Annotated in this window: 22 protein-coding genes; 14 read left to right on the top strand and 8 right to left on the bottom strand. The window is 60.3% G+C overall.

From position 1 onward, the window contains the following. Positions 1–96 precede the first annotated feature (96 nt). The 4 genes from K6118_RS11580 (at position 97) to astB (ending at position 5,380) form a co-directional block, all read left to right on the top strand. Positions 97–1,356, top strand: a complete 1,260-nt coding sequence (locus K6118_RS11580) for a hydrolase (protein ID WP_281500755.1) — start codon at positions 97–99, stop codon at positions 1,354–1,356. Positions 1,357–1,465: 109 nt separating this feature from the next. After that, on the top strand, positions 1,466–2,512 hold the full coding sequence (locus K6118_RS11575; RefSeq protein WP_247120513.1) for an arginine N-succinyltransferase: 1,047 nt from the start codon (positions 1,466–1,468) through the stop codon (positions 2,510–2,512). Between the two features lie 24 nt (positions 2,513–2,536). Further along, on the top strand, positions 2,537–4,003 hold the full coding sequence (gene astD, locus K6118_RS11570; protein WP_247120512.1) for a succinylglutamate-semialdehyde dehydrogenase: 1,467 nt from the start codon (positions 2,537–2,539) through the stop codon (positions 4,001–4,003). A 42-nt stretch (positions 4,004–4,045) separates the two neighbouring features. After that, positions 4,046–5,380 (top strand): N-succinylarginine dihydrolase, encoded by a 1,335-nt coding sequence (astB, locus tag K6118_RS11565; RefSeq protein WP_247120511.1) that lies wholly within the window; start codon positions 4,046–4,048, stop codon positions 5,378–5,380. Here astB and K6118_RS11560 read toward each other — a convergent pair. From K6118_RS11560 to K6118_RS11550, 3 genes are all read right to left on the bottom strand, one after another. Next, complete coding sequence (locus K6118_RS11560; RefSeq protein ID WP_247120510.1) at positions 5,377–5,964, bottom strand: PAS domain-containing protein; 588 nt, start codon at positions 5,962–5,964, stop codon at positions 5,377–5,379. The two genes, astB and K6118_RS11560, sit on opposite strands and share 4 nt — an antisense overlap. A 178-nt stretch (positions 5,965–6,142) precedes the next feature. Further along, a complete protein-coding gene (locus K6118_RS11555; RefSeq protein ID WP_247120509.1) occupies positions 6,143–6,718 on the bottom strand; it encodes a PAS domain-containing protein in 576 nt (191 codons plus the stop codon). 254 nt (positions 6,719–6,972) lie between these two features. Next, entirely contained in the window at positions 6,973–7,551 is a 579-nt protein-coding gene (locus K6118_RS11550; protein ID WP_247120508.1) for a PAS domain-containing protein, read from the bottom strand. Positions 7,552–7,706: 155 nt separating this feature from the next. On the opposite strand from K6118_RS11550, the gene msrP reads away from it, so the two are divergent. Further along, positions 7,707–8,663 carry a protein-methionine-sulfoxide reductase catalytic subunit MsrP gene (msrP, locus tag K6118_RS11545; protein WP_247120507.1) on the top strand — a complete coding sequence of 319 codons (957 nt, stop codon included), beginning with the start codon at positions 7,707–7,709 and terminating at the stop codon, positions 8,661–8,663. Further along, positions 8,663–9,304: a protein-methionine-sulfoxide reductase heme-binding subunit MsrQ gene (locus tag K6118_RS11540; protein ID WP_247120506.1), complete on the top strand. Its 642-nt coding sequence runs from the start codon at positions 8,663–8,665 to the stop codon at positions 9,302–9,304. The genes msrP and K6118_RS11540 overlap by 1 nt, the downstream gene beginning before the upstream one ends. 11 nt (positions 9,305–9,315) lie before the next feature. Here K6118_RS11540 and K6118_RS11535 read toward each other — a convergent pair whose 3' ends face one another. After that, positions 9,316–9,768, bottom strand: coding sequence for a MaoC family dehydratase (locus K6118_RS11535; protein WP_247120505.1), 453 nt, complete (start codon positions 9,766–9,768; stop codon positions 9,316–9,318). A gap of 217 nt (positions 9,769–9,985) precedes the next feature. On the opposite strand from K6118_RS11535, the gene K6118_RS11530 reads away from it, so the two are divergent. The 6 genes from K6118_RS11530 to K6118_RS11505 all read left to right on the top strand — a co-directional run bounded on the left by K6118_RS11530 (position 9,986) and on the right by K6118_RS11505 (position 15,842). Continuing rightward, positions 9,986–11,530: a methyl-accepting chemotaxis protein gene (locus K6118_RS11530; RefSeq protein ID WP_247120504.1), complete on the top strand. Its 1,545-nt coding sequence runs from the start codon at positions 9,986–9,988 to the stop codon at positions 11,528–11,530. A gap of 95 nt (positions 11,531–11,625) precedes the next feature. Beyond that, the gene (locus K6118_RS11525; protein WP_247120503.1) at positions 11,626–12,048 is read left to right on the top strand and encodes a CidA/LrgA family protein; all 423 of its coding nucleotides are present in this window, start codon (positions 11,626–11,628) and stop codon (positions 12,046–12,048) included. Continuing rightward, positions 12,045–12,725 (top strand): LrgB family protein, encoded by a 681-nt coding sequence (locus K6118_RS11520; protein WP_247120502.1) that lies wholly within the window; start codon positions 12,045–12,047, stop codon positions 12,723–12,725. Before K6118_RS11525 ends, K6118_RS11520 begins: the two co-directional genes overlap by 4 nt. Before the next feature lie 114 nt (positions 12,726–12,839). Then, positions 12,840–13,715 carry a DUF3108 domain-containing protein gene (locus tag K6118_RS11515; protein ID WP_247120501.1) on the top strand — a complete coding sequence of 292 codons (876 nt, stop codon included), beginning with the start codon at positions 12,840–12,842 and terminating at the stop codon, positions 13,713–13,715. 131 nt (positions 13,716–13,846) lie between these two features. Further along, a complete protein-coding gene (locus tag K6118_RS11510; RefSeq protein WP_247120500.1) occupies positions 13,847–15,160 on the top strand; it encodes a metal-dependent hydrolase family protein in 1,314 nt (437 codons plus the stop codon). Between the two features lie 28 nt (positions 15,161–15,188). Beyond that, positions 15,189–15,842, top strand: coding sequence for a hypothetical protein (locus tag K6118_RS11505; RefSeq protein WP_247120499.1), 654 nt, complete (start codon positions 15,189–15,191; stop codon positions 15,840–15,842). A gap of 28 nt (positions 15,843–15,870) precedes the next feature. On the opposite strand, the gene K6118_RS11500 is transcribed toward K6118_RS11505, so the two are convergent. Then, positions 15,871–17,100: a sensor domain-containing diguanylate cyclase gene (locus tag K6118_RS11500; protein WP_247120498.1), complete on the bottom strand. Its 1,230-nt coding sequence runs from the start codon at positions 17,098–17,100 to the stop codon at positions 15,871–15,873. 202 nt (positions 17,101–17,302) lie between these two features. On the opposite strand from K6118_RS11500, the gene K6118_RS11495 reads away from it, so the two are divergent. Then, positions 17,303–17,542: a putative signal transducing protein gene (locus tag K6118_RS11495; RefSeq protein ID WP_247120497.1), complete on the top strand. Its 240-nt coding sequence runs from the start codon at positions 17,303–17,305 to the stop codon at positions 17,540–17,542. Positions 17,543–17,615: 73 nt separating this feature from the next. Here the strand turns inward: K6118_RS11495 and ychF are convergent, their stop codons facing one another. The 3 genes from ychF to K6118_RS11480 are packed head-to-tail and all read right to left on the bottom strand — an operon-like array spanning position 17,616 to position 20,120. Then, positions 17,616–18,719 (bottom strand): redox-regulated ATPase YchF, encoded by a 1,104-nt coding sequence (gene ychF, locus K6118_RS11490; RefSeq protein WP_247120496.1) that lies wholly within the window; start codon positions 18,717–18,719, stop codon positions 17,616–17,618. Further along, on the bottom strand, positions 18,720–19,439 hold the full coding sequence (gene pth, locus K6118_RS11485) for an aminoacyl-tRNA hydrolase (protein ID WP_247120495.1): 720 nt from the start codon (positions 19,437–19,439) through the stop codon (positions 18,720–18,722). A gap of 57 nt (positions 19,440–19,496) precedes the next feature. Beyond that, entirely contained in the window at positions 19,497–20,120 is a 624-nt protein-coding gene (locus tag K6118_RS11480) for a 50S ribosomal protein L25/general stress protein Ctc (protein WP_247120494.1), read from the bottom strand. A 514-nt stretch (positions 20,121–20,634) separates the two neighbouring features. Between K6118_RS11480 and K6118_RS11475 the strand changes: the two genes are divergently transcribed. After that, the gene (locus K6118_RS11475) at positions 20,635–21,381 is read left to right on the top strand and encodes a type 2 periplasmic-binding domain-containing protein (protein WP_247120493.1); all 747 of its coding nucleotides are present in this window, start codon (positions 20,635–20,637) and stop codon (positions 21,379–21,381) included. The last annotated feature ends 28 nt before the right edge of the window (positions 21,382–21,409 follow it).

Below are 21,409 nucleotides of genomic sequence, written 5' to 3'. Positions count from 1 at the left end.
AGGGTAGGCCCTACTAGCCTTGACCTGAGGCGGTGTGTCCCGTATCTCTGTGGACGGGAGCACATCGACAGAATTTGTCATACGACCGGAGCTATCATGTCGGTTGACTTCAGATCGCTTTTTGCCACTCCCCAAATCCAAGACGCCCTGAATAGTTTGGACGCCCGCCAGGACGATATGGTGGCGACCGTTCAGACTTGGTCGCGCATCAACAGCGGCAGCCGGAACCTTGAGGGCCTCGCCAAAATGGAGGCAGAGATTCTCAAGGCGTTTGAACCCCTGGGCGCCGAGATCGAGCTGATCGATTTGGCCGACACGGAAATGGTCGATGAAGCGGGGGTGCCGGTCTCCGTCAAGAACGGCCGCATGATCCGCCTCTTCAAGCGCCCTTCGGCTAACCGACGCGTGCTGATGACCGGCCATACAGATACGGTCTTCCCAAAGGATAGCGCGTTTCAACAGCCGGTCTGGCTTGATGATGGCCGTCTGAATGGCCCCGGTGTCGCCGACATGAAAGGCGGTGTCCTTGTGATGCTGAACGCCCTCAAGGCGTTTGAAGCGACGGACATGGCACCGTCTGTCGGCTGGGAAGTGCTGCTTTCGCCGGATGAGGAAACCGGCTCACTCGCCTCCGCGCCGATCCTGATGGAGCGCGCGAAGGCGGCGGATATCGGCATGACCTATGAACCCGCGCTCGCTGACGGCACGCTTGCGGGTGCCCGCAAGGGCAGCGGCAACTATACGCTTGTTGTCCACGGCAAGGCGGTCCATGCAGGCCGGGAGTTCCATAACGGCCGCAACGCGGTGGTTGCGCTCGCCGACATGATCGGCAGGCTGGCGGCTTTGACGGACGGCAGGCCGGAACTGACGGTCAACCCGGCGGTGATAAAAGGCGGGGTCGCGCCCAATGTGGTGCCGGATATGGCGCTGTGCCGCTTCAATGTGCGGCTGAAGGAACCCGAGGACGCCACATGGTTCGAAGCCCAGGTCGCCGCCATCATCAGGGACTGGCAGGGCCGGGACGGCTATGACGTTCATCTTTATGGTGGTATCAACCGGCCGCCCAAGGCGCTGTCGGATGCCAACCTCAAGCTGATGGAAGCGATCCGCGCCTGCGGGGCCGCGCTCGATATCGACATCAATTATGTGCCCACCGGCGGCTGTTGCGAAGGCAACAATCTGGCGGCGGCGGGCCTGCCGAATGTGGATACGCTCGGCGTGCGGGGCGGGCTTATCCACAGCGCGGACGAATTCATGATCCCGGAAAGTTTTTCGGAGCGGGCGAAGCTGTCCGCGCTCATCCTTTTCGCTTTCGCAAGCGGCGGCCTGGACGCCGTGGTGAAGGCCAAGACCTGACATTTGGGCCTGACATCCGGGAAGGGACGTCAGGCAAACAAGCGGCGGATAGACCGCAATAAGGCACCCGGGGCCCTGATCAGTTGCCCGGACTTTGGAGGGAAATTTCATGTTTGTGGTGCGACCCGCACGAATGGAGGATATCGATGGCCTCCTTGAGCTTGCCAAGAAGACCGGCACGGGACTGACGACCCTGCCGGACCACCGGTCCAGCCTTGAGAAAAAGGTGACCGAATCGCTGGTGGCTTTTTCGGCCCCCGTGGGCCTGACCGATAAGCGTTCGTACCTGCTAGTGCTGGAAGACGTGAAGAAGGGCGTGATCGCGGGCACCAGCGCGCTGATCTCCGGTGTCGGGCTCGACCAGCCTTTCTACAGCTACCGCATCCTGCACGTGACCCAGGTCTCCCATGACCCGGAACTCAGGGTCGATACCGAAATCCTCCAGCTTTCCAACGATTTTGTCGGCACCACCGAGGTGGCGACACTGTTCCTGGACCCGGACTATAGGGTCGGCAAGCTGGGCAAACTGCTTTCAAAGGCGCGCTATCTTCTGATGGCGGCGCACCCGGACCGTTTCTCCGACGCGGTGATTTCGGAAATCCGCGGCTGGATTGACGACAAGGGCAACTCACCCTTCTGGGAGGCGATCGGCCGTCATTTCTTCCAGATGGACTTCAAAACGGCGGATGAGATCAACGGCCGTGGCAACAGCCAGTTTATCGCCGATCTTATGCCCAAGTTCCCCATCTATCGGGCGCTATTGCCGGAAGCGGCGCGCAATGTCATCGGCAAGCCGCATGACAGCGCACGGCCCGCGATCAAACTTCTGGAAAACGAAGGGTTCCGCTTCTCGGGCGCGGTCGATATTTTCGATGGCGGCCCGGCCTATGAGGTGCACCGGCGCGGTATCTGGACCGTGCGCAAAAGCATCGGCGGTACGCTCGGCGGGACGGTTGAAGGCGAGGGGCATGACCCGAAGCATCTGGCCTGCAATCCGTCGCTTGAAAATTTCCGCGTCGTGCTCACCAATGTGATTGAGGGCTCAAGCGGGCAGTGGATGCCATACGAGGCGGCACAACTGCTGGAGCTGAATGAGGGGGATGACCTTCGCTACAGCCCGATCGACCGCATCCGCACCACGGCACAAACCAAATAACAGGACAGTAGGGAGTACTCAGTCATGACGCATTTTATCGGCGGTGAATGGATGGCGGGCGAAGGCGAGGTTTTCACCTCCATCAACCCGGCGGACGGCAGCATGCTGTGGGAAGGGTTCGCGGCATCCGCGGCCCAGGTGGCCGCGGCGGTGGAAGCCGCCCAGGCCGCTTTCGATAGCTGGGCGATGACGCCGCTTGAGCGCCGGATCGAGATCGTCCGCGCCTACGCCAAGGGGCTGACCGCGCGCAAGGACGAACTCGCTGAGCTGATCGCCAAGGACGCGGGCAAGGTGCTGTGGGATGCAACCGGCGAAGCCACGGCGATGATCAACAAGGTCGAGATTTCGCTGAAGGCCTATGACGAACGCACTGGCAGCCGCGAGGCGGTGAACGGCGCCATCCGCGCGCGGCTGACGCACCGGCCGCACGGTGTGATGGCGGTGTTCGGCCCCTATAACTTCCCCGGCCACCTGCCGAACGGCCATATCGTGCCCGCGCTGATCGCTGGCAATACCGTGGTGTTCAAACCGAGCGAGCTGACGCCTGCGGTGGCCGAGCTGATGGTCGAAATATGGGATGGTGCCGGCCTGCCGAAGGGTGTGATCAACCTCATCCAGGGCGGGCGTGACACCGGCGCGGCCCTTGTGGCCAACCCCGGCATCGATGGGCTTTTGTTTACCGGCAGCGCCAACACCGGCCTTGCCATTTCCCGCACGCTGGTGGATCGGCCCAATGTCATCCAGGCCTTGGAGATGGGCGGCAACAACCCGCTGATCGTCCATGAGGTGGAAGACACGCAAGCGGCGGCGGTGATGACCATCCTGTCGGCGTTCGTGTCCTCCGGCCAGCGCTGCACCTGCGCCCGCCGCCTGATCGTGCCGAACGGGGAAGCCGGGGATGAATTTGTCGATACCCTGATGGCCACCATGGACGGCATCACGGTCGGCGCCTGGAATGATGCGGAAGAGGCCTATATGGGTCCGCTCGTGTCCGCCGGGGCGGCCGGTAAGGTGCTGGAAGCGCAAGCCCGGCTTGAGGCGTCCGGCGGGCGTGTGCTCTGCCGCGCTGAGCGGCTGGAGCGCGGGGATGCTTATATCACCCCAGGCCTCATCGATGTGACGGCGGTAAAGGACCGCCCGGACGAAGAAGTGTTCGGGCCGTTCCTGCAGTTGATCCGCGTCAAGGATTTCGAGGACGCCATCCGGGAGGCTAACAACACCCGTTACGGGCTCGCGTCGGGGCTGATCTCCGATAGCCGGGCTTTGTATGACCAGTTTTACCCGCGCGCGAAGGCCGGCATCGTCAACTGGAACCAGCAGCTGACGGGGGCGGCCTCGACCGCGCCGTTCGGCGGTATCGGCTGGTCGGGCAACCACCGCCCGAGCGCCTATTATGCCGCCGACTATTGCGCCTATGCGGTGGCGACCATGGAACAGGCCGAAGGCCGCGTTGTCGTGGCCGCGCCCCCCAAGGGGCTGAAGCTGGACTGAGGCTGATCCGCGCGGGCGGCAGGCAAGTAAGGAGACACGCAGATGGCGTGGCAGGAAGTCAATTTCGACGGTCTCGTCGGTCCGACACACAATTACGCCGGGCTTTCTTACGGCAATGTGGCGTCGGCCAGCAACCGGGGGCAGGTGGCCAACCCGCTTGAGGGCGTGTTGCAGGGGCTCGACAAGGCGGCGCATTTGCGCTCGCTTGGTCTCATCCAGGGGGTGTTGCCGCCCCATGACCGGCCGCACCTCAGCACGCTCCGGGCGCATGGCTTTACCGGCTCGGATGCGGAAATCCTGACGGAGGCCTGGAGATCCAGCCCGGCGCTTATCGCCAACGTGGCGTCCTCCGCCGCGATGTGGACCGCGAACGCGGCCACCATATCGCCCGCGCCGGACACACTGGATGGCCGGACCCATTTCACCCCCGCGAACCTTGCTGCCATGTATCACCGCTCGATCGAGGCGCCGACGACCGCCCGCATCCTCAAGGTGATGTTCCCGGAAGGGGAGCGTTTCACCCACCACGCCCCGCTTGAGGGCGGGGTCCATATGGGCGACGAGGGCGCGGCCAACCATAACCGCCTGTGCGCCGATTATGGCGAGCCCGGCGTGGAGCTGTTCGTCTATGGCCGTGGCGCGTTCGAGACCGCAAAGGAACTGACCTACCCGGGCCGCCAGACCATGGAAGCCTCAAAGGCGCTTGCCCGCCAGCACGGTATCAAGCCCGGCAAGGCGCTGTTCGTGCGCCAGAACCCGGCGGCGATCAACGCGGGTGCTTTCCATAACGATGTGGTGGCGGTCAATAACAAGAATGTCTTCTTCTATCATGAGGAAGCCTTCACCGAGGTGCCCAAGCTGCAGGATACCATCCGTGATGCCATGGATGGCACGCAGGTCGCCTTCATCGAAGTGCCCAAGGCGAAGGTGCCGCTGGAGGACGCGGTGAAGTCCTATCTGTTCAACAGCCAGCTCGTCACGGTGCCCGGCCGCAAGGGCATGACGCTGATCCTGCCATCGGAGGTGAAGGAGACGCCGTCCACCCGCCTCTATGTGGAGGAGCTGATCGCCACCGGCGGCACCATTCACCATGCCGACTATCTGGATGTGCGCCAAAGTATGCGCAACGGCGGCGGCCCCGCGTGCCTGAGGCTGCGGGTCGCGCTGTCGGATGACGACAGGGCCGCCATGGGCGGCAACACTATTCTGGATGATGCCCGGCTGGAAACGCTAAGGGTTTGGGCGAAGCGCCATTACCGTGACCGGCTGATGCCGGATGACCTGGCGGACCCGAAACTGATGGAAGAAAGCTTTGCGGCCCTGGATGAGCTGACCCAGATCCTGCAACTGGGCAGTGTGTACGACTTCCAGCGTTAAAGCTTTTGCGAGGGGGCATCCCCTGCGGTGTCGCTTTTGCTGTCAGGCACGCCGGCGCCAATGTCGAAAAATTCGCGTTCAACCAGATTGGTATGGTCGACAGCCTCGGCCCCCAATTTGGCGATCAGCTCATCGCGCGGGACTTCATAACCTGTGCCGACGAAATAGCGGACCTTGCCGAACGGGTCCATAAGCGGCAGCTGGATGGTGCGGTAGACAAAGGGGCGTTCCCGGAAGTCTATGGTGCTGCGGCTGATCATCCCGGCGCAGGGCTGGTCACGCAGTTGCCGGTAATAGAGCGTCTCAGGGATGCGCAGGGGCTCGGGCAAGATGTCGAATATATTCCGGCCCGTCATGTCGAGGCCGATCAGGCGGTCAAGCACCGTTCCCGCCTGGACGACGACAAGCTTGTCGTCCTGCCATTCGCTGAGGAAAACTTCCGGCAAGGCACCGTTGATCTGCGCTGAGGAAAAGTCGGCGCGCTTCGGACAAACCCGCCCCGCTTCGCGTGGAAGTTTTAACCAGAATTGGATCAGATATTCGGTTGCTTTTGAGTGGTTGAGCGCTGTCAGCTCTTCATACATGGGGCATTGGGTCTTTTTGTCTGTTGTGGCGTACGGGTACAGGTTTCCGCGCTTGGCGAGGTTGCGGGAACGGCCCTCAATGTATCTGAATGCGCGAATTTATCAAGCGTTGTGGTTGAGCTTGGTAAAAGGTTCGGTCACGCAGGTGCTTAGGGTGTTTGGTGCGAAAATGCGCGTGTCAGCGATGGGGCTGGAAGTCCAGAATGGTCTCGCCCAGCTTGTCGTCACCCGGCACGCCGGCGCCGATATCGAAAAACCGCCGCTCCAGCAGCCGGATGCTTTTGAAATTGGTCTGGCCGAATTCCTGCTCCAGCTGTTTGCCTTCGAGCGCGGCGCCGGTGCCGACGAAATAGTGCACCTTGCCGAACGGGTCCAGAAGCGGCAGCTGGATGGTGCGGTAGACAAAGGGTTTGCCGCGCAGGTTATTGGCGCTTCGGGTGATGAGCCCGGCGCACGGCTGGTCCCTAAGCGCACGATAATAGATGCGTTCGGGCTCCTTCAGTTCTTCCGGCAGGATATCGAAGATATTGTGCCCGGTAATGTCGAGCCCCAACAGCCGGTCGAGCACGGTGCCTGCCTGAACAATGGCCAGTACGTCTTCGCTGTACCATTCACTGAGGAAAACTTCCGGAAGCGCCCCGTTGATCTGGGCGGAAGAAAAGTCTGAACGCTTAGGGCAGACCTGGCCTTCGGGGCGCGGCAGATTGAGCCAAAAGCGCACCAGGTCCTGGGTGGCTTTAGAATGGCGTAGCATCTGGAGCGCTTCGTTCATAAATAAACGCGGCCTTTAGGGGTAATAAATAAAACAGCCAAGGCACCTTGGCACTAACCTGCACTTGATTTCAAGCGATAGAAAAACAAGACCTTTTCGGTCTTTATTTAATTTCGGACCGGAAAAGGCGTACTCAGTATTTATGTGTCACACGCGGGAGCTTTGTTTTCTGCGGTGTGGCTCGTCTCAAGGCGTGTCAAGTTTTAGGCTGCCTTTGGGAATAGGCAAGCGCTAATTTACGCTACGGATTTCTGGCTTGGCTCAAACCCAGGGGGAAGCCCTGCGCCGATGTCGACCAGTTTGCGTTCGAGAACGACAGCATCGTTAATCCGGTTGGCGGCATAAGATCCCGGGCCGTCAAAATCGAATACTCGGCCGACACCAATCAAATAATGGGGCCTGTTGGCGTAATCGAGCAGTGGCAAATGCAAGACGAAATAACGGGCGCGCTGTCCCTTGATGTCAACGGATCCGCGGCAAAGGACACCGGCGCACGGTGTCTGTCTCAGCAAATGATAGTAAGCGGTTTCGCGTTCCTGGGTTTCACCGATCGAGATCTGCAGCATGTTGATGCCGGTCAGGTCCGCGCCGATGAATTTGTTGATGTCATCGCCACAGCGCGCCACGGCGAGCACATCCTCGGACACCCATTCACTCAGATAAATGCTGCCGTCGATTTCCTTGACTTGGTCGAAATCGAAATCCGACCGTTTCGGACACACCTGTCCCTCAGGGCGTGGCAACGATAACCAATAGTCGTACATGGTCGTTGCGGCATCATCGAAGCACAGGTCATCGATGCTGGCAGTTTTCATAAAGGGGCTTCCACTAACTTTTTACCGGGGCGTTATATATATTTTTTTCAGCGGCGGACAACAAACTCAGTCCCGCTATCTCACCATTCTTGCAACAAGACGTTACTGGACCGTTACCAGCCAGTTGATAAGCTGCAGGTAAGGAGATTGTGCCGATGTTGATTAAATCGCGTGAAAGTTGGGAAGAGGGCGAAGCTAGCGTCACGCCCGAGAAAATCTATCTGAACCGCCGGCGTTTCATGAAAAGCGGCCTGATGGGCGGACTTGCCGCGGGGCTGGCTATGAGCCTGCCTGCTTTCGCCTCAGACGACCGTGTGCTCAAGCCGCTGAATTTCCGCCATACCGATTTCGACCCCGGCGAGACGATGACGCCCTATAATGCGGTGACGGGCTATAATAATTATTACGAATTCGGCACCCACAAGGACGATCCGGCCAAAAACGCCTGGCAGCTTCGGCCGGCACCATGGTCTGTGAAAGTGGACGGCATGGTTGAAAAGAAGGGCACCTTCGGGGTCGAAGACCTTGTCGATTACGCAGCGCTCGAAGAAAGAATTTATCGGCACCGCTGCGTGGAAGCCTGGTCGATGGTCATCCCGTGGGTTGGTGTTCCGCTTGCGTCGATTCTCAAGAAACTGGGGCCAGAATCGGGGGCCAAGTATGTTGCCTTCGAAACACTGGCGGACCGGAAACAGATGCCGGGTATCCGCTGGCCGGTGCTCGACTGGCCCTACCGGGAAGGCTTGCGCATGGATGAAGCCATGAATGACCTGGCCTTCGTCGCGGTCGGGCTTTACGGCAAGGAACTGCCGAACCAGAACGGCGCGCCGCTTCGGCTCGTGGTGCCGTGGAAATATGGCTTCAAGTCGATCAAATCGATCGTGCGTATCCATTTCACCGACACGAAGCCGAAGACCAGTTGGAACATGTCGGCGCCCAATGAGTACGGCTTCTATTCGAACGTGAACCCCGAGGTGGACCACCCGCGCTGGAGCCAGAAGCGCGAGCGCCGGATCGGTGAATTCGGCCGCCGGAAGACCCTGATGTTCAACGGCTATGGTGACAAGGTGGCGAGCCTATATACCGGCATGGACCTGAGGGCCAATTTCTGATGCCTGTGACGGTTTCGGTCCCCACACTCCGGCGCTACGGCAAGCCCCTAGTGTTCGTGGCGCTGCTGCTGCCCGCCTTATGGCTGGCCTATAACTGGTGGCTGGCGTTCCAGTATCAGCCCAATGCGCTCGGCTTCAACCCGCAGGAAGCCTCCAACCGTTTCACCGGGGACTGGACCCTGAGGATGCTTCTGATCACGCTGGCGATCACGCCTTTGTCGAAGCTTCTGAAATCGCCGAAGCCGATCCTGTTCCGGCGCATGATCGGGCTTTATGCCTTCTTCTATGGCTGCCTGCACATCATCAGCTACGTCTGGCTGGATAAATATTTCGCCTGGGGCGAACTGTGGGCGGATATCCTGAAACGCATCTATATCACCGTCGGCATGACGGCGTTTCTGCTTCTGATCCCGCTTGCGGTTACCAGCACCAAGGGCTGGGTGCGGCGGCTGAAGGCCAAGCGCTGGCAGAAGTTGCATAAGCTTGTCTATGCCACCGGCGTGCTCGCCATCTTCCATTTCGTGATGATGCGCAAGGGCTTCCAGCTGGAGCCGCTCATCTACGGTGCCATTCTGGCCGGGCTTTTTGCCGCGCGCCTGCCTGCCGCCATCAAACGGCGACGCAGGCAGGCGGCTGCCTGAAGGAACCTAAGTCAGGCTGGGCGTTTGGCGACCATGACGTTGGTGGTCATGGTCATCACCACCTCGCCCTTCTGGTTCTTGACGTCATAGTCTGATTTGACGAGGCCCAGGTTGGGGCGCGACTGGCTTTCACGCTTTTCGGCGACTTTGGTGCGGACCGAAAGCACATCGCCCGGGAACACCGGCTTTTTCCAGCGGATATTGTCGATACCCGGTGAGCCGAGACCGGCAAAACCGGTTTCGCGCATATGGTCAACCAGCATGCGCATGGTCATGGCGCAGGTGTGCCAGCCGCTTGTACACAGCGACCCGAATACGGACCGTTTGGCGGCGTCCTCGTCCAGATGGAAGGGCTGAGGGTCGTATTTGCCGGCGAAGTCCAGCAGTTCTTCGCGCGTGACCTCATAGGCGCCGAATTCCTCGGTCGCGCCGACGTCAATATCTTCGTAATAGGTTTTGGCCATACTCTTCATCCTCCCCTGTCCGTTCTGTCCATGGGGGAGAAAATGGCACGCGCTTGCTTTTGGTCAAGGCAAAGGACGTCCGCATCGGCCAGGAATGCGAAAATGTCGCTCGGTGTGTCCCTGGCAGAGGTGGACGTAGGACAGGCGGGCGTGTGTATGAATACTTTATGCCGGTGCGGTATGTACCGGCTTTGTGGCCGACTGAAATGGGGGTCTTATGATCAAGCTTGACGACCTCCGGACGAACGTTGTCCGGGTTCTTCTTTTCTTCCTGTGGGCGCATGTGCCAGCTGCCTTTGTCCACGGCTGGTGGGCGGGCAGCAGCCACACGGTGATCGTGGCTGGCATTATTGCCGCCCTGGCGACCGCCGCCACGCTCGCGGCCCGGTTTGCGCCGCCGCTTGCCGGACGCATGGTGCTGGCGGTTGCGCTGACCATGGCGGCAGGCGCGCTCGTCGCCCTCTATCAGGGGCATCCGTGGCAGAAGGACGTTCACCTGTATTTCGCGACCGTGATCGCGCTTCTGTCGTCCACATTCTGCTGGCGCAGTCTGGTGACGGCGGCGGTAGCGACCGTGCTTTACTATGCCGTGATGATGGGGGTGGCGCCTGCGCTTCTGTTCCCGGGTGGTGCCGGGATTTTCGAGGTCGGCTTCAATATCGTCGCCTTTACGGTGCTGACTGCGGGCCTTTTGTGGGTGACAAACCAGGTCCATGGCTTGTTCGGGCAGGTGGAGCAGGAGCATAAAAAAGCGCTCGCCGAAGCCGAAAAGGCCCATGCCGCCAGCGAAATGGCCGAACAGGCGGCCAAGGATGCGCTCGCAGCGGCCGACAGGGCCACCAGCGCCAAGGAAGAAGCCGACGCGCTCCGTGACGCGCAGGCCGAGGCCGAGGAAAAGGCCAAGGAAGAGAAACGCGCGCTCCTGGATGGGCTCGCCGGTGAGTTCGAAGCCTCGGTGCAGCAGATCGTCAAGGATGTGGTTTCCATGGCGTCGGGCATGAAGAATGTGGCTGAAAGCCTGCAGGACCAGGCCCGTCAGAGCATGGAGGGCGCCGCGCAAATCTCAAACGCCACGCGGGATGCGTCGTCAAACGTCGATGCGGTTTCGGGCGCCGCGACCGAACTTTCGGGCTCGACCTCGGAAATTTCCCGCCAGGTGGATCAGACAAGCCGCCTGACCGCCGACGCCGTATCCCAAGCCGAAAACATCGCTGGCCGGATCGAGGTTCTGTCCGAACGGGCGCAGGAAATCGGCTCGGTCGTGGCGCTCATCACCGAAATCGCCGAACAGACCAACCTGCTGGCGCTTAACGCCACCATTGAAGCCGCGCGGGCGGGTGAAGTGGGCAAAGGCTTTGCCGTTGTCGCGACCGAGGTGAAGAACCTCGCGGGCGAATCGGCCAAGGCAGCGGACGGCATCCATAAACGCATCGGTGGCGTGCAGGAAGCCACGGATGATGCCGTCAAGGCGATCCGGGCGATCAATGACATGATCCGCGATATCAATGTCGGCGCCACTGCCATTGCGGCCGCTGTGGAGGAACAGGATGCCGCCACGCGTGATATCGCCCGCTCGGTCCAGCAGGCGTCCGAAGGCACGCGTGCGGCCGCCGACAATGCCACAAATGTGGAAGGCAAGGCGCGCCAGTCTGAAGTCGAGGCCGTCAATGTGCTCAGCGCCATCGCTCAGCTGGAAGCGCTGGCCGGGACGCTGGGGGAACAGACCGACAGCTTTCTCGAGCGCGTGCGCTACGGACTTTAAGAAAACCAGCCTGAAGAAGGCCCCTAAATGGGCTCCGCTCTTGTCTTTGTCCGTCCTTGTGGCAACACTGGCCCCGGACAGTAAGAGCGGAGCCCATGAAGCATCACCCCGAACATCAGCCAGAAGATGCGGCCGAGAAGGCCAGCGTGGTGCAGTCGGTGCTCGGTGTCGGCTTTTTCCTCGGCCTTGTCGAGGTGGTTGACTGGGGCGTGCGCCGTTACGGCCTCAACCTGCCCGCACCGGTGCTTGCCATGGCGCTCCTGACGCTTGGGCTCGCCTTTCAGAAACGGGTGCCCGCCACCCTATCCGCCGGGGCCGGGCTTTTGTTCCGGCTGTTCCCGCTTTTCTTCATTCCACCGCTTGTCGCCATTGTCGCTGTGATGGATGTGGTTGTCCGGTCCTGGGCTGCGCTTCTGTTCGCGGTCAGCATCAGCACCTTCGTCGGCCTCGCGGTCACCGCGCTGGTCTTCAGGGGGCTCAGGAAGGCGCAGGCAGGCAGGGGGGAGGGCACGCCATGATGCCGGCACTGTGGTTCTTCGTCACGCTTGGGCTTTATGCCGCGTCCGACATGCTGTTCCGGGCCACGGGGCGCAAGCCGTGGCTGCACCCCGTGCTGTTGCCGGTGATTGTGCTGGCATTTGTGATGTCACTGCCGGGGGTGAAACTGGTGGACTATCAGCACGGGACAGCCACGCTGCATCATCTGCTGATGGCGGCGGTGGCGGCCTTGGCGCTGCCGCTCTACCGCAACGCCGCGGCGATCCGGCAGGAAGCAATGGCGGTGTCGGTCGCCTTGGTGGCGGGGTCCATAAGCGGGGTAGGCTCGGCGCTTGCGGTAGCCTTCTGGCTCAAGGCTCCAGCCACGGTAGCCGCAAGCCTCGCCAACAAATCCATCACCACGCCACTGGCGATCACGGTGGCGCAGGCGATCGGCGGTATCCCGGCGCTGGCCGCTGCGGTGGTGATCGTCACCGGGCTCGTCGCCGCCATCATCGGGCCGCCGTTCCTCAAGCGTCTCGGTGTGGACGACGACCTGACGGCAGGCCTCGCGCTCGGGACCGCGGGGCACGCGCTCGGTATGGCCGAAGCCGCCAGCCGCAGCGACCTGATGGGCGCCGCGGCCGCCTTTGCCATGGCCGCCAACGGGCTTGCGACAGCCTTCATCCTGCCGCTTCTGTGGAGCATGACCGGTTGAAATCTCGGCCTTTGACGCGGGCGGCGGTAACACTTTGGCAACCCGCGACCTGATATTCTTGGAATCGCCCCATTCTTTTTGGATAGAATAGGGCAGAGGATGTGGGTGGATGAGATGCGGATAAAAGCCCTTGCCTACAGTATGGTCTGTCTGATCGGCGTCAGCCTCCCGGCTGCGGCGGCTGAACGCATTGCCGCGACCTATAATTTCATCCTGCATGGTTTCGTGGTGTCTACGGCCGAAACGGTCGCGGCGCTGAACCCCCATGATTACCGCCTGGATATCGATTTCCGCATGCGGGGCATCGCCAAACTGTTTTCAAATGGCCATAGCGAAATCACCGCGACGGGGCGTTTCGGCCAGGGCGGCGGTCTTGCTGCTGAACGCTTTGTGTCCGCCGGGCACTGGGACGGCAGCGACTATAGCCGCACCATGGTGTTCGATGGGGCTGGAAAACTGAAGGAACAGAAGCGGGATTTCCCTGCAAAATGGCTGAAGGAATACCGCTTTGAACCGGTGCCGAAGGATATGCAGGTCGGGCCTGACCCGGCCTCGCTGATCGTCGCCTTGTTGCGGGACCCGCCGCTTGCGGCCACGGGGGACGGTGTGAAGGCTTACCGGGTCTTCGATGGCGATTCGGTCGTTGAATGGCAACTCAAATGCGGACCCGACATGGTCGAGGTGGAAAAAAGCAGCCATTCGCCGAAATATGGCCCCGCGCGGGAATGTCTGGTTGGGAACCGCCTGGTTGCGGGCAAGCTGATCGAGACCGAAAAGCAGCGCAAGAAGCGCCTGAAGCGGGAAGCCAAGGCCGCGAAGCGCAAGGACAAGGACGATGACGCGGATGTCGCCCCGCGTCTGTGGCTGCAGGCGGTGCCCGGCAGCCGGTATCTCGTGCCCATCCGCGCCGAGTTTAAAACCGGCATGGGCACCATCCGCATGTATCTCAAGGATTTGACCTACGCTGACACGAACGGATTGTCGCGGTGATTGTATGCTTTTGTGAGCCTGGGAAAATGCGGCCCGGCTCACGAACTCGTGTAGTTTGTGATCGGGCGCAGCTGTGCCACACTCCCGCCCGATCAAGGAAAAGACCGAATAAGAAGTAGGGAGGAATTTTCATGTCCGTCATTAAGATGATTACCAAGAATTTGGCTGTGGCTGCCGTCGGCGCCATGGCGACCGCGAGCGTTGCCTTCGCGGGCCAGATCACCGTTATCCACGCCGGTCAGCTTCTCGAAGTGCCGGGCAAGGCACCCCTGAAGGAACAGACGCTCATCATTGAAGACGGCCATGTGAAGGCCGTGCGCAAGGGCTATGTTCCGGCCAGCGAAATTGACCCGAAGGCCAAGGAAGTGGACTTCAAGGACGGCTTCGTCATGCCGGGTCTGATGGACATGCACGTCCACCTCTTGGGCCAGCTCGGGCCGAAGAATGACTATGAGCGCCTGCACTATTCGAATGCCCTTTACGGCATGCAGGGCGTGATGTTTGCCAAGCGCACGCTGATGGCCGGCTTCACCACGGTCCGTGACCTGGGTGATGAGCCCGAGCATATCTTCGCGCTTCGTGACGCCTCGGCCAAGGGCTGGATCCCGGCGCCGCGCATCATTGCGGCGGGCAGCCCGCTGTCGGCGACCGGCGGCCACGGCGACGTGGACGGCATGCGTCCTGACTTCATGCACCTGATAACGCCGAAGACCGTGTGTGACGGTGCCGATTCCTGCCTGCACGCCGTGCGCTATGCAGTCAAATATGGTGCCGATGTCATCAAGATCATGGCGACCGGTGGCGTCCTGTCGGACACCAGCACCGGTACCGGCCAGCAGATGACCGATGCCGAGATGAAAACCATTTGTGATGAAGCTCATAGCCTCGGCCGCAAGGTCGCCGCTCATGCCCACTCGGCTGGTGGTATCAATGCCGCGCTCCGCGCTGGTGTGGACAGCATCGAGCATGGCTCCTACGCCGATGCGGAATCGATCAAGCTCTTCAAGAAGACCGGCGCTTACCTTGTGCCGACGCTGCTGGCCGGTGACACCGTGGTGCATATGGCCAAGACCAGCAACTTCATGCCCAAGGACATCAAAGCCAAGGCCATCCGCGTTGGCGGCGACATGCTGAAGCATTTCACGGCTGACTATAAAGCCGGTGTGAAAATCGCTTTCGGCACCGACAGTGGCGTATCCCACCACGGTATGAACGCAGAAGAAGCGATCCTGATGAACAAGGCTGGCATGACGCCGATGGATGTGTTGAAATCCGCGACCGTCAATGCCGCCGACCTCGCTGGCATGTCCGATAAGCTGGGCACGCTGGAGCCGGGCAAGATCGCCGACGTGGTTGCCATGCATGGCAGCCCGCTCAAGGACTTGCACGAACTGTTGGATGTGGACTTTGTCATGAAAGACGGCAAGATATACAAGAAGAAGTGATTAAGGAGGCCCGCCCGGGCAGGATTGAATGGCAGGACGCATCCACGACAGCCGCGCTTTCATTGGTGCTCTTGCCCTTCTGATCGTCGGGACGATCCTGTCGCTCATGGTGGCGTTCTATCTGCTGCCAGGGGTGTTCGGACGGGAGATCTTTATCGCACGCTGGTGGTGGGAAATCGTTCTCAACCTCCAGATCTTGTGTCTAGCCTTCATGTGGTTCTGCCACCATGAAAGAATCATTCAGGCGTCAGGTCTCTGGCGCCTGCGTGCTATCGGCAACTTTTTGGTCGGGATCATTTCGGTTTCCTACCCCATTGGCGTGATGCTGGTCAGCGCCTGGTTTGACTGGTTCCGTCACGCACCAAGCGAACATACGGTCCTTATCGTTATGATTGCGGGCATATCCCTTTGGGTGTTCGGGGACTTCCTGATGCCGGTTTTCTACCGGATGGCCCTGGGCCCTGAAGGCCGGACCGCCTTGTTGGCGGCGGCAGGGGACAAGCACCTGCGCTGGTTCAGGAATTTCTGGCCGACTTATATTCTTGTCGGGTGCCTTGGGTATGCGACGGTGTGCGGCGGTTTATTGGCGCTTATTCCGATCCCGATCCTGATGTATATGCAAGGGGCGATACCCTATTTGCGCAAGGCAAAGCACGCCTCCCCGCGCGATGCGGATATCTGAGAAAGCTATATTCTGTTAGAGATCGCCTTCAGGCGATGACGACGCGGTTGCGGCCCAATTGTTTGGCGCGGTAAAGCGCGGCGTCGGCTTCTGCGACAAGCTCTCTCAGCTTGGGTGGTGCGCTGCCATCCCAGGTCTTGAGCCCAAAGGATGCCGTGATCGCGATCCGTTCATGGCGGGTCGTCACCGGTGTTTCTGAAACCTTGGCTCGAAGCCGGTTGGCGATGCCTTCCGCGGTTTCCGCGGTGCAGCCGGGCAGGAAGATGCAGAATTCTTCCCCGCCGATACGGGCGATGACGTCATCATCGCGCAGTTCGGTCATCAGCCTGTGGGAAATGCTTTTGAGTGCCTGGTCGCCGATGGCGTGGCCGTAGGTGTCGTTGATCTGCTTGAAATGGTCGATATCCACCACCATCACCGCGCAGGGCTGGCCCTTGTCGCCCATGCGCCGGAGCGCGGGCTTGACGGCATCGTTGAAGCCGCGGCGGTTGAAGAGCGTGGTCAGCGCGTCGCGCTCGGCCATGTGGCGGAGCTTATCCTGCTGGGCCTGCCAGTCGCTGACATCGGTGGCGGACAGCATGATGGCATCATCGTCCATGCGGCGGGCGACAAGGTCGACGACCCGGCCCATGGGCGTCAGAACCCCGCGTTCGACCGTTTCCCCCTTGTCGGAGCTGTCCATGCGCGCCAACAATTCGGTGACAACCGGCGGCACCTCGGCGTTGGGAGTGGGGTCTTCCTGGAACAGGGTGCGCATGGCGCTGTTGACGATGCGCGGACGGCCGCTTGCCGAGAAAATGGCGATCCCGGTGGGGATGGCTTCCAGGATCGTGTCGAGTGAGGCCTCCAGCCGCCTGAGGGAGCTGAGGAGGCTTTCATTGGTCTCCACCGCCGCGCTGACGTCGGTGGCGGTGCTGAGAATGGCGGGTTTGCCGTCCTGCCACAGGATGCATTCGTCGGTAACGTCGAGCCAGATTTCCCGGCCGTCGGACGTGATGTGCCTGAGCCGGTTGCGTTCGAGCGCCTCGGTGCCGCCGATGATGTTGCTCCAGCGTTCGCGCAGGCGCCGGTGCATGTCGGCGGGCAGGTGTGGCCCCAAGTTGCCGTGGGCTATCAGGGCATCCGCATCTTCATACTGCAGCAGCCCGGCCAGGCGCTCATTGGCATAGAGGACGGCCATATCCCGATGAACCATGACGCCAAGCACCGATGTTCTGAACAGATGGTTCAGGTCTTCGACCGATACGGGAGCCGTCATGGATGTTGTCATGGTTAATAACCTGCTGATCTTGGTCCGATACTAACCCTAAGGGCTTAAGAAAGCATAACAAAAAGGAAACATACCCTTTTTGCCAAGTGTTTCTGCGTTTTCTGTGGAGGCGTATCTCTATAGACTGGAACCAGAGATGGAAGATAGCATGAGCTTAGCATTGGCACCCAATGGGGAAGGGGCTTGGCATATGACACCATTCTGGGAATCGTCGGATTTTACCGAGGCCCTGGTTGTGAAAGGCCTTCTGGAGCATGCGGGCTTTGCGGTCCATATGGACAATTTCAACATGGCGTCCGTCTTGCCGCATGTCACCTTCGCAGGTGGCTATCGGTTATGGGTGCCTGATGAGGATGTCCAGGCCGCGGAAAGGGTGATAGCCGAAGCGCGGGCGCAAGCCGAAGCTGCTGATCCCGTAGATGAGGGCTAGGGGCGAGCCGTGGCTCGCCTCGCCGGTGTGGGGCCGTTACAGTCCCTATTTTAAACGGCTGAAACCGTGAGGCTTAGTTCGCGAAGCGGAAGTGCAGGACGTCGCCGTCGGCAACGACATATTCCTTGCCTTCAAGCCGCATCTTGCCGGCATCCTTCGCGCCCTGTTCACCGCCGAGCGATACAAAGTCATCAAAGGCGATGGTTTCAGCGCGGATGAAGCCTTTTTCGAAGTCGGTGTGGATGACGCCTGCGGCCGCCGGGGCTTTGGTGCCCTTGGTGATGGTCCAGGCGCGGGCTTCCTTCGGGCCCACCGTGAAATAGGTGATGAGGTCCAGAAGGTCGTAACCGGCGCGGATCACACGGGCGAGGCCGGTCTGGCCAAGGCCGAGGGTTTCCAGGAATTCGGCTTTTTCCTCTTCCTCGTCCAGCTGGGCGATTTCGGCTTCAACGGCGGCGGAGATCACGACGCAGGCGGCCCCTTGCGCGGCGGCCATCGCCTGAACGGCTTCGGAGAATTTGTTGCCGGTGGAAGCGCATTCTTCCTCGACGTTACAGACATAAAGGATCGGCTTCGAGGTCAGGAGCTGAAGCATTTCCAGCGTCTTCTGTTCTTCGTCATCCTTGATTTCGACCATGCGCGCCGGTTGGCCTTCCTTCAGGAGCGGGATCAGGCGCTCGATCATGTCCATCATCGCCTTGGCTTCCTTGTCGCCCCCACGCACGCGGCGGCCGAGACCATGGACGCGGCCTTCCAGGCTTTCAAGGTCGGCGAGCATCAGCTCGGTTTCGATGGTTTCAGCGTCCGAGACAGGGTCAACGCGGCCATCAACGTGGGTGATGTCGTCGTCCTCGAAGCAGCGCAGCACATGGCAGATGGCGTCCACTTCGCGGATGTTGGCGAGGAACTGGTTGCCAAGACCTTCGCCCTTGGAAGCACCGCGCACGAGACCGGCAATGTCCACGAACGACAACTGGGTCGGGATGATGTCCTTCGAACCGGCGATTTCAGCCAGCTTGTACAGCCGCTCATCCGGCACCGGCACCTGGCCGACGTTCGGTTCGATCGTGCAGAAGGGATAGTTGGCCGCAGCGGCCGATGCCGTACAGGTCAGCGCGTTGAAAAGCGTCGATTTACCCACGTTCGGCAGGCCGACAATGCCACACTTGAAACCCATCTATTTATCTCCTGACTTGAAGGCGCGCAGCATGGCTGCCATGGGGCCCTCGGAATTCTTTTTCTCAACCGGCTTTGCGGCAGGCTTGGTGCCCGCCTCGGCCGGTGCGGCCGTGTCGGCCTTTTGTTTCTTGCCGCCACCGTTCTCGCGCGGCGGATTGATGGTGCGGGCGACTTCGCTCATGAAACGCGGTGTGTCGCCTGCGGCCAGATAGCCGGCTTCCTGGGCTACCGCGTCGAGGATCGTCTCCAGAAGCTGTTGTTCGGCCTTGGCGAAATCGCCCAACACATGGCCGTGCACACGCGCCTTGTCACCCGGGTGATCGATGCCGATCCGTACGCGGTGGAAATCGGCCCCGATATGCTGGGTGATGGAGCGGATACCGTTATGGCCCGCAGCCCCGCCGCCCGTCTTCACCTTGACCTTGCCGAACGCGAGGTCCAGCTCGTCATACAGCACGAACACGTCCGACGGATTGAGCTTGAAGAAGCGCATGGCTTCGCCAACGGCCTGGCCCGAAAGGTTCATGAAGGTTTGGGGTTTGAGAAGCAGTATTTTCTGGCCGCCCAGTGTGCCTTCGCTCACCAGCCCCTGGAAGCGCTTGCGCCAGGGCAAAAAATTATGGCGGCGCACGATCTCGTCCACCGCCATAAAACCCACATTGTGCCGGTTTTTTTCGTAGCTGCCGCCCGGATTGCCAAGACCGACAAAAAGCAGCATGGGATACGTTCCTCCGGCAGTGGAGGGCGCCTGCGTTCAGGCACCCTCTGTGCGTGCTTATTCTTCCGAAGCGTCTTCTTCTGCGCCTTCGTCAGCCGCGTTCTCGGTCGACTTCAGGCCGCTCGGTGCAACGATGGCACAGATGGTGAAGTCGCGATCGATGGTCGGACGGCAACCTTTCGGCAGCTCGATAGCGCTGATCTTGATGGCTTCACCGACGTCGAGGCCAGCAACCGAAACTTCGATGGCTTCCGGAATGGCGTCAGCCGGAACGTGCAGTTCGATGGCGTGGCGGGTGTGGTTGATAACACCACCGCGCTTGATGCCCGGGGAAACTTCTTCGCCCGTGATATGAACCGGTACTTCCATAACCAGATCCATGCCTTTGCCGAGGCGCAGGAAGTCGATGTGGATCGGCAGATCCGAAACCGGATGCAGCTGCAGGTCACGCGGCAGAACTGTGGTTTTCTTTTTGCCAACCTGAACTTCGAACGTGTGGGACATGAAGCCGCCACGGTTCAGAAGACGGATGATCTCGTTCTGCGGGATCTGGATCGATTCGGGTTCTTTGTTGTCGCCGTAAATTACTGCAGGCACTTTGCCAGCACGACGCACGGCGCGGGAGGCTCCCTTGCCTACCCGTTCGCGCGCTTCGGCAACGATGGTGACGATGTCAGCCATGGTATTTCTCCAAAAACTTTATTCAGGGACGGGACCATCCCGCACCTGACCGCCACTTCCTCCAGGGATGCAAGGGCGGACTTTCCCTGACGGCCGATGCCATCAGAGTCGGGCGCGATTTAACGCGAAATGCCCGGAAAAGCAAGCCTAATCGCCCCTGAGTATGCTCATGGGAAGGCCTGATGCGTGTCTGGGCGGCCTATTGCCCGCGCGTGTATCCAGTTCCGGGGGGCATTCCCTTCCTGGGAGAATAAGGCGAGCACGGTGAGCGTAAGTCGCTCTGTCCTATTTATAGGGCAGAAACAATGAAAATATAAGTTGTATTACTAAGCTTAAAGTAAAGCCATTAGGGATATAATATCTGGAATTGCTTAATAGTACACAGCGGACACCTTTGTTTGGAGAATTTATGAAAATTTAACGATAGATGGCCGATATTCATCGAGGGGCCGAGAGAATGATGAATAGAGGATTGTGTGTGTTTACCTTTTTAGGAAGGTGGCTTTCTGCCCTAATGGTGCTGGCCCTCCTCGGGCCACTGGCGACCGGCGTCAAAGCGGCAGAAGACATCAAGGTTGGTGGCTACCAGTTCGAGCCCTTCGTCGGGGGCGCGCATGCAGTCACGCCTGCGCTTATTGAACGCCTGAACAAAATCCAGTCCGACTATCATTTCGTTTTCGTGCCGATCCCGGCTCAGCGGCGGTATCAGCTGATGCGGTCAGGGGCCATCGATGTGCTGATGTTCGAAATGCCGACCTGGGGCTGGGCGGATGCGGGGATCAGTGTGGAGGTCACGCGCCCCATCCTTTCAGGCCATGAAGTGTTTGTCGCCCGTAAGGGCTCATGGGATGCAAGCCTTAAACCCGATGACCGCCTGAAGCGGCGCATGGCGCTTACGCTGGGGTATCATTACGCGTTTGCCGACTTCGATGCCGACCAGAAGTTCCTGAAAAGCCACTTTGATGTGATGTTTGCCGAGACCCAGACACAGGGGCTGAAATATCTGGTGGCCGGCACGGTGGATTTGGCCATCGTTAGCGACATGTTCCTCGCCTGCAGCCAGAAGCGCGACAAGGCCCTCGCCGGGAAGGTGGAGATTATCCCGCCGCATGACCAGGACTATCATCTGCCGTTGATGGTGCGGGCGGGTGCGCCGATCACGGCGGCCAACCTCGGCGCCATGCTCGATACGCTGAAACGCAGCGGCCAGCTCCACAGCTTCTTTGAGCACCAGGGCCTCGGCCAGTTTCTGGTTTACTGAAGCCTGCGCCCCAAATGCAAAAAGCCCC

The sequence above is a fragment of the Kordiimonas marina genome (genome assembly GCF_023006325.1).
Taxonomy (GTDB): Bacteria; Pseudomonadota; Alphaproteobacteria; order Sphingomonadales; family Kordiimonadaceae; genus Kordiimonas; species Kordiimonas marina.
Note: the sequence above shows the minus strand (reverse complement) of the source record. Positions and strands in the feature narration are given on the sequence as shown.

Bases quoted from the DNA above. Each gene is read 5' to 3' on its own strand.
- astD (WP_247120512.1), top strand. From the start codon at position 2,537: ATGACGCATTTTATCGGCGGTGAATGGATGGCGGGCGAAGGCGAGGTT.
- K6118_RS11510 (WP_247120500.1), top strand. From the start codon at position 13,847: ATGTCCGTCATTAAGATGATTACCAAGAATTTGGCTGTGGCTGCCGTC.
- K6118_RS11495 (WP_247120497.1), top strand. From the start codon at position 17,303: ATGACACCATTCTGGGAATCGTCGGATTTTACCGAGGCCCTGGTTGTG.
- pth (WP_247120495.1), bottom strand. From the start codon at position 19,439: ATGCTGCTTTTTGTCGGTCTTGGCAATCCGGGCGGCAGCTACGAAAAA.
- K6118_RS11540 (WP_247120506.1), top strand. From the start codon at position 8,663: ATGCCTGTGACGGTTTCGGTCCCCACACTCCGGCGCTACGGCAAGCCC.
- K6118_RS11500 (WP_247120498.1), bottom strand. From the start codon at position 17,100: ATGACGGCTCCCGTATCGGTCGAAGACCTGAACCATCTGTTCAGAACA.
- K6118_RS11535 (WP_247120505.1), bottom strand. From the start codon at position 9,768: ATGGCCAAAACCTATTACGAAGATATTGACGTCGGCGCGACCGAGGAA.
- K6118_RS11555 (WP_247120509.1), bottom strand. From the start codon at position 6,718: ATGCTACGCCATTCTAAAGCCACCCAGGACCTGGTGCGCTTTTGGCTC.
- K6118_RS11575 (WP_247120513.1), top strand. From the start codon at position 1,466: ATGTTTGTGGTGCGACCCGCACGAATGGAGGATATCGATGGCCTCCTT.
- K6118_RS11550 (WP_247120508.1), bottom strand. From the start codon at position 7,551: ATGAAAACTGCCAGCATCGATGACCTGTGCTTCGATGATGCCGCAACG.
- K6118_RS11560 (WP_247120510.1), bottom strand. From the start codon at position 5,964: ATGTATGAAGAGCTGACAGCGCTCAACCACTCAAAAGCAACCGAATAT.
- astB (WP_247120511.1), top strand. From the start codon at position 4,046: ATGGCGTGGCAGGAAGTCAATTTCGACGGTCTCGTCGGTCCGACACAC.
- K6118_RS11530 (WP_247120504.1), top strand. From the start codon at position 9,986: ATGATCAAGCTTGACGACCTCCGGACGAACGTTGTCCGGGTTCTTCTT.
- K6118_RS11580 (WP_281500755.1), top strand. From the start codon at position 97: ATGTCGGTTGACTTCAGATCGCTTTTTGCCACTCCCCAAATCCAAGAC.
- K6118_RS11520 (WP_247120502.1), top strand. From the start codon at position 12,045: ATGATGCCGGCACTGTGGTTCTTCGTCACGCTTGGGCTTTATGCCGCG.
- K6118_RS11480 (WP_247120494.1), bottom strand. From the start codon at position 20,120: ATGGCTGACATCGTCACCATCGTTGCCGAAGCGCGCGAACGGGTAGGC.
- K6118_RS11525 (WP_247120503.1), top strand. From the start codon at position 11,626: ATGAAGCATCACCCCGAACATCAGCCAGAAGATGCGGCCGAGAAGGCC.
- K6118_RS11515 (WP_247120501.1), top strand. From the start codon at position 12,840: ATGCGGATAAAAGCCCTTGCCTACAGTATGGTCTGTCTGATCGGCGTC.
- K6118_RS11475 (WP_247120493.1), top strand. From the start codon at position 20,635: ATGGTGCTGGCCCTCCTCGGGCCACTGGCGACCGGCGTCAAAGCGGCA.
- K6118_RS11505 (WP_247120499.1), top strand. From the start codon at position 15,189: ATGGCAGGACGCATCCACGACAGCCGCGCTTTCATTGGTGCTCTTGCC.
- msrP (WP_247120507.1), top strand. From the start codon at position 7,707: ATGTTGATTAAATCGCGTGAAAGTTGGGAAGAGGGCGAAGCTAGCGTC.
- ychF (WP_247120496.1), bottom strand. From the start codon at position 18,719: ATGGGTTTCAAGTGTGGCATTGTCGGCCTGCCGAACGTGGGTAAATCG.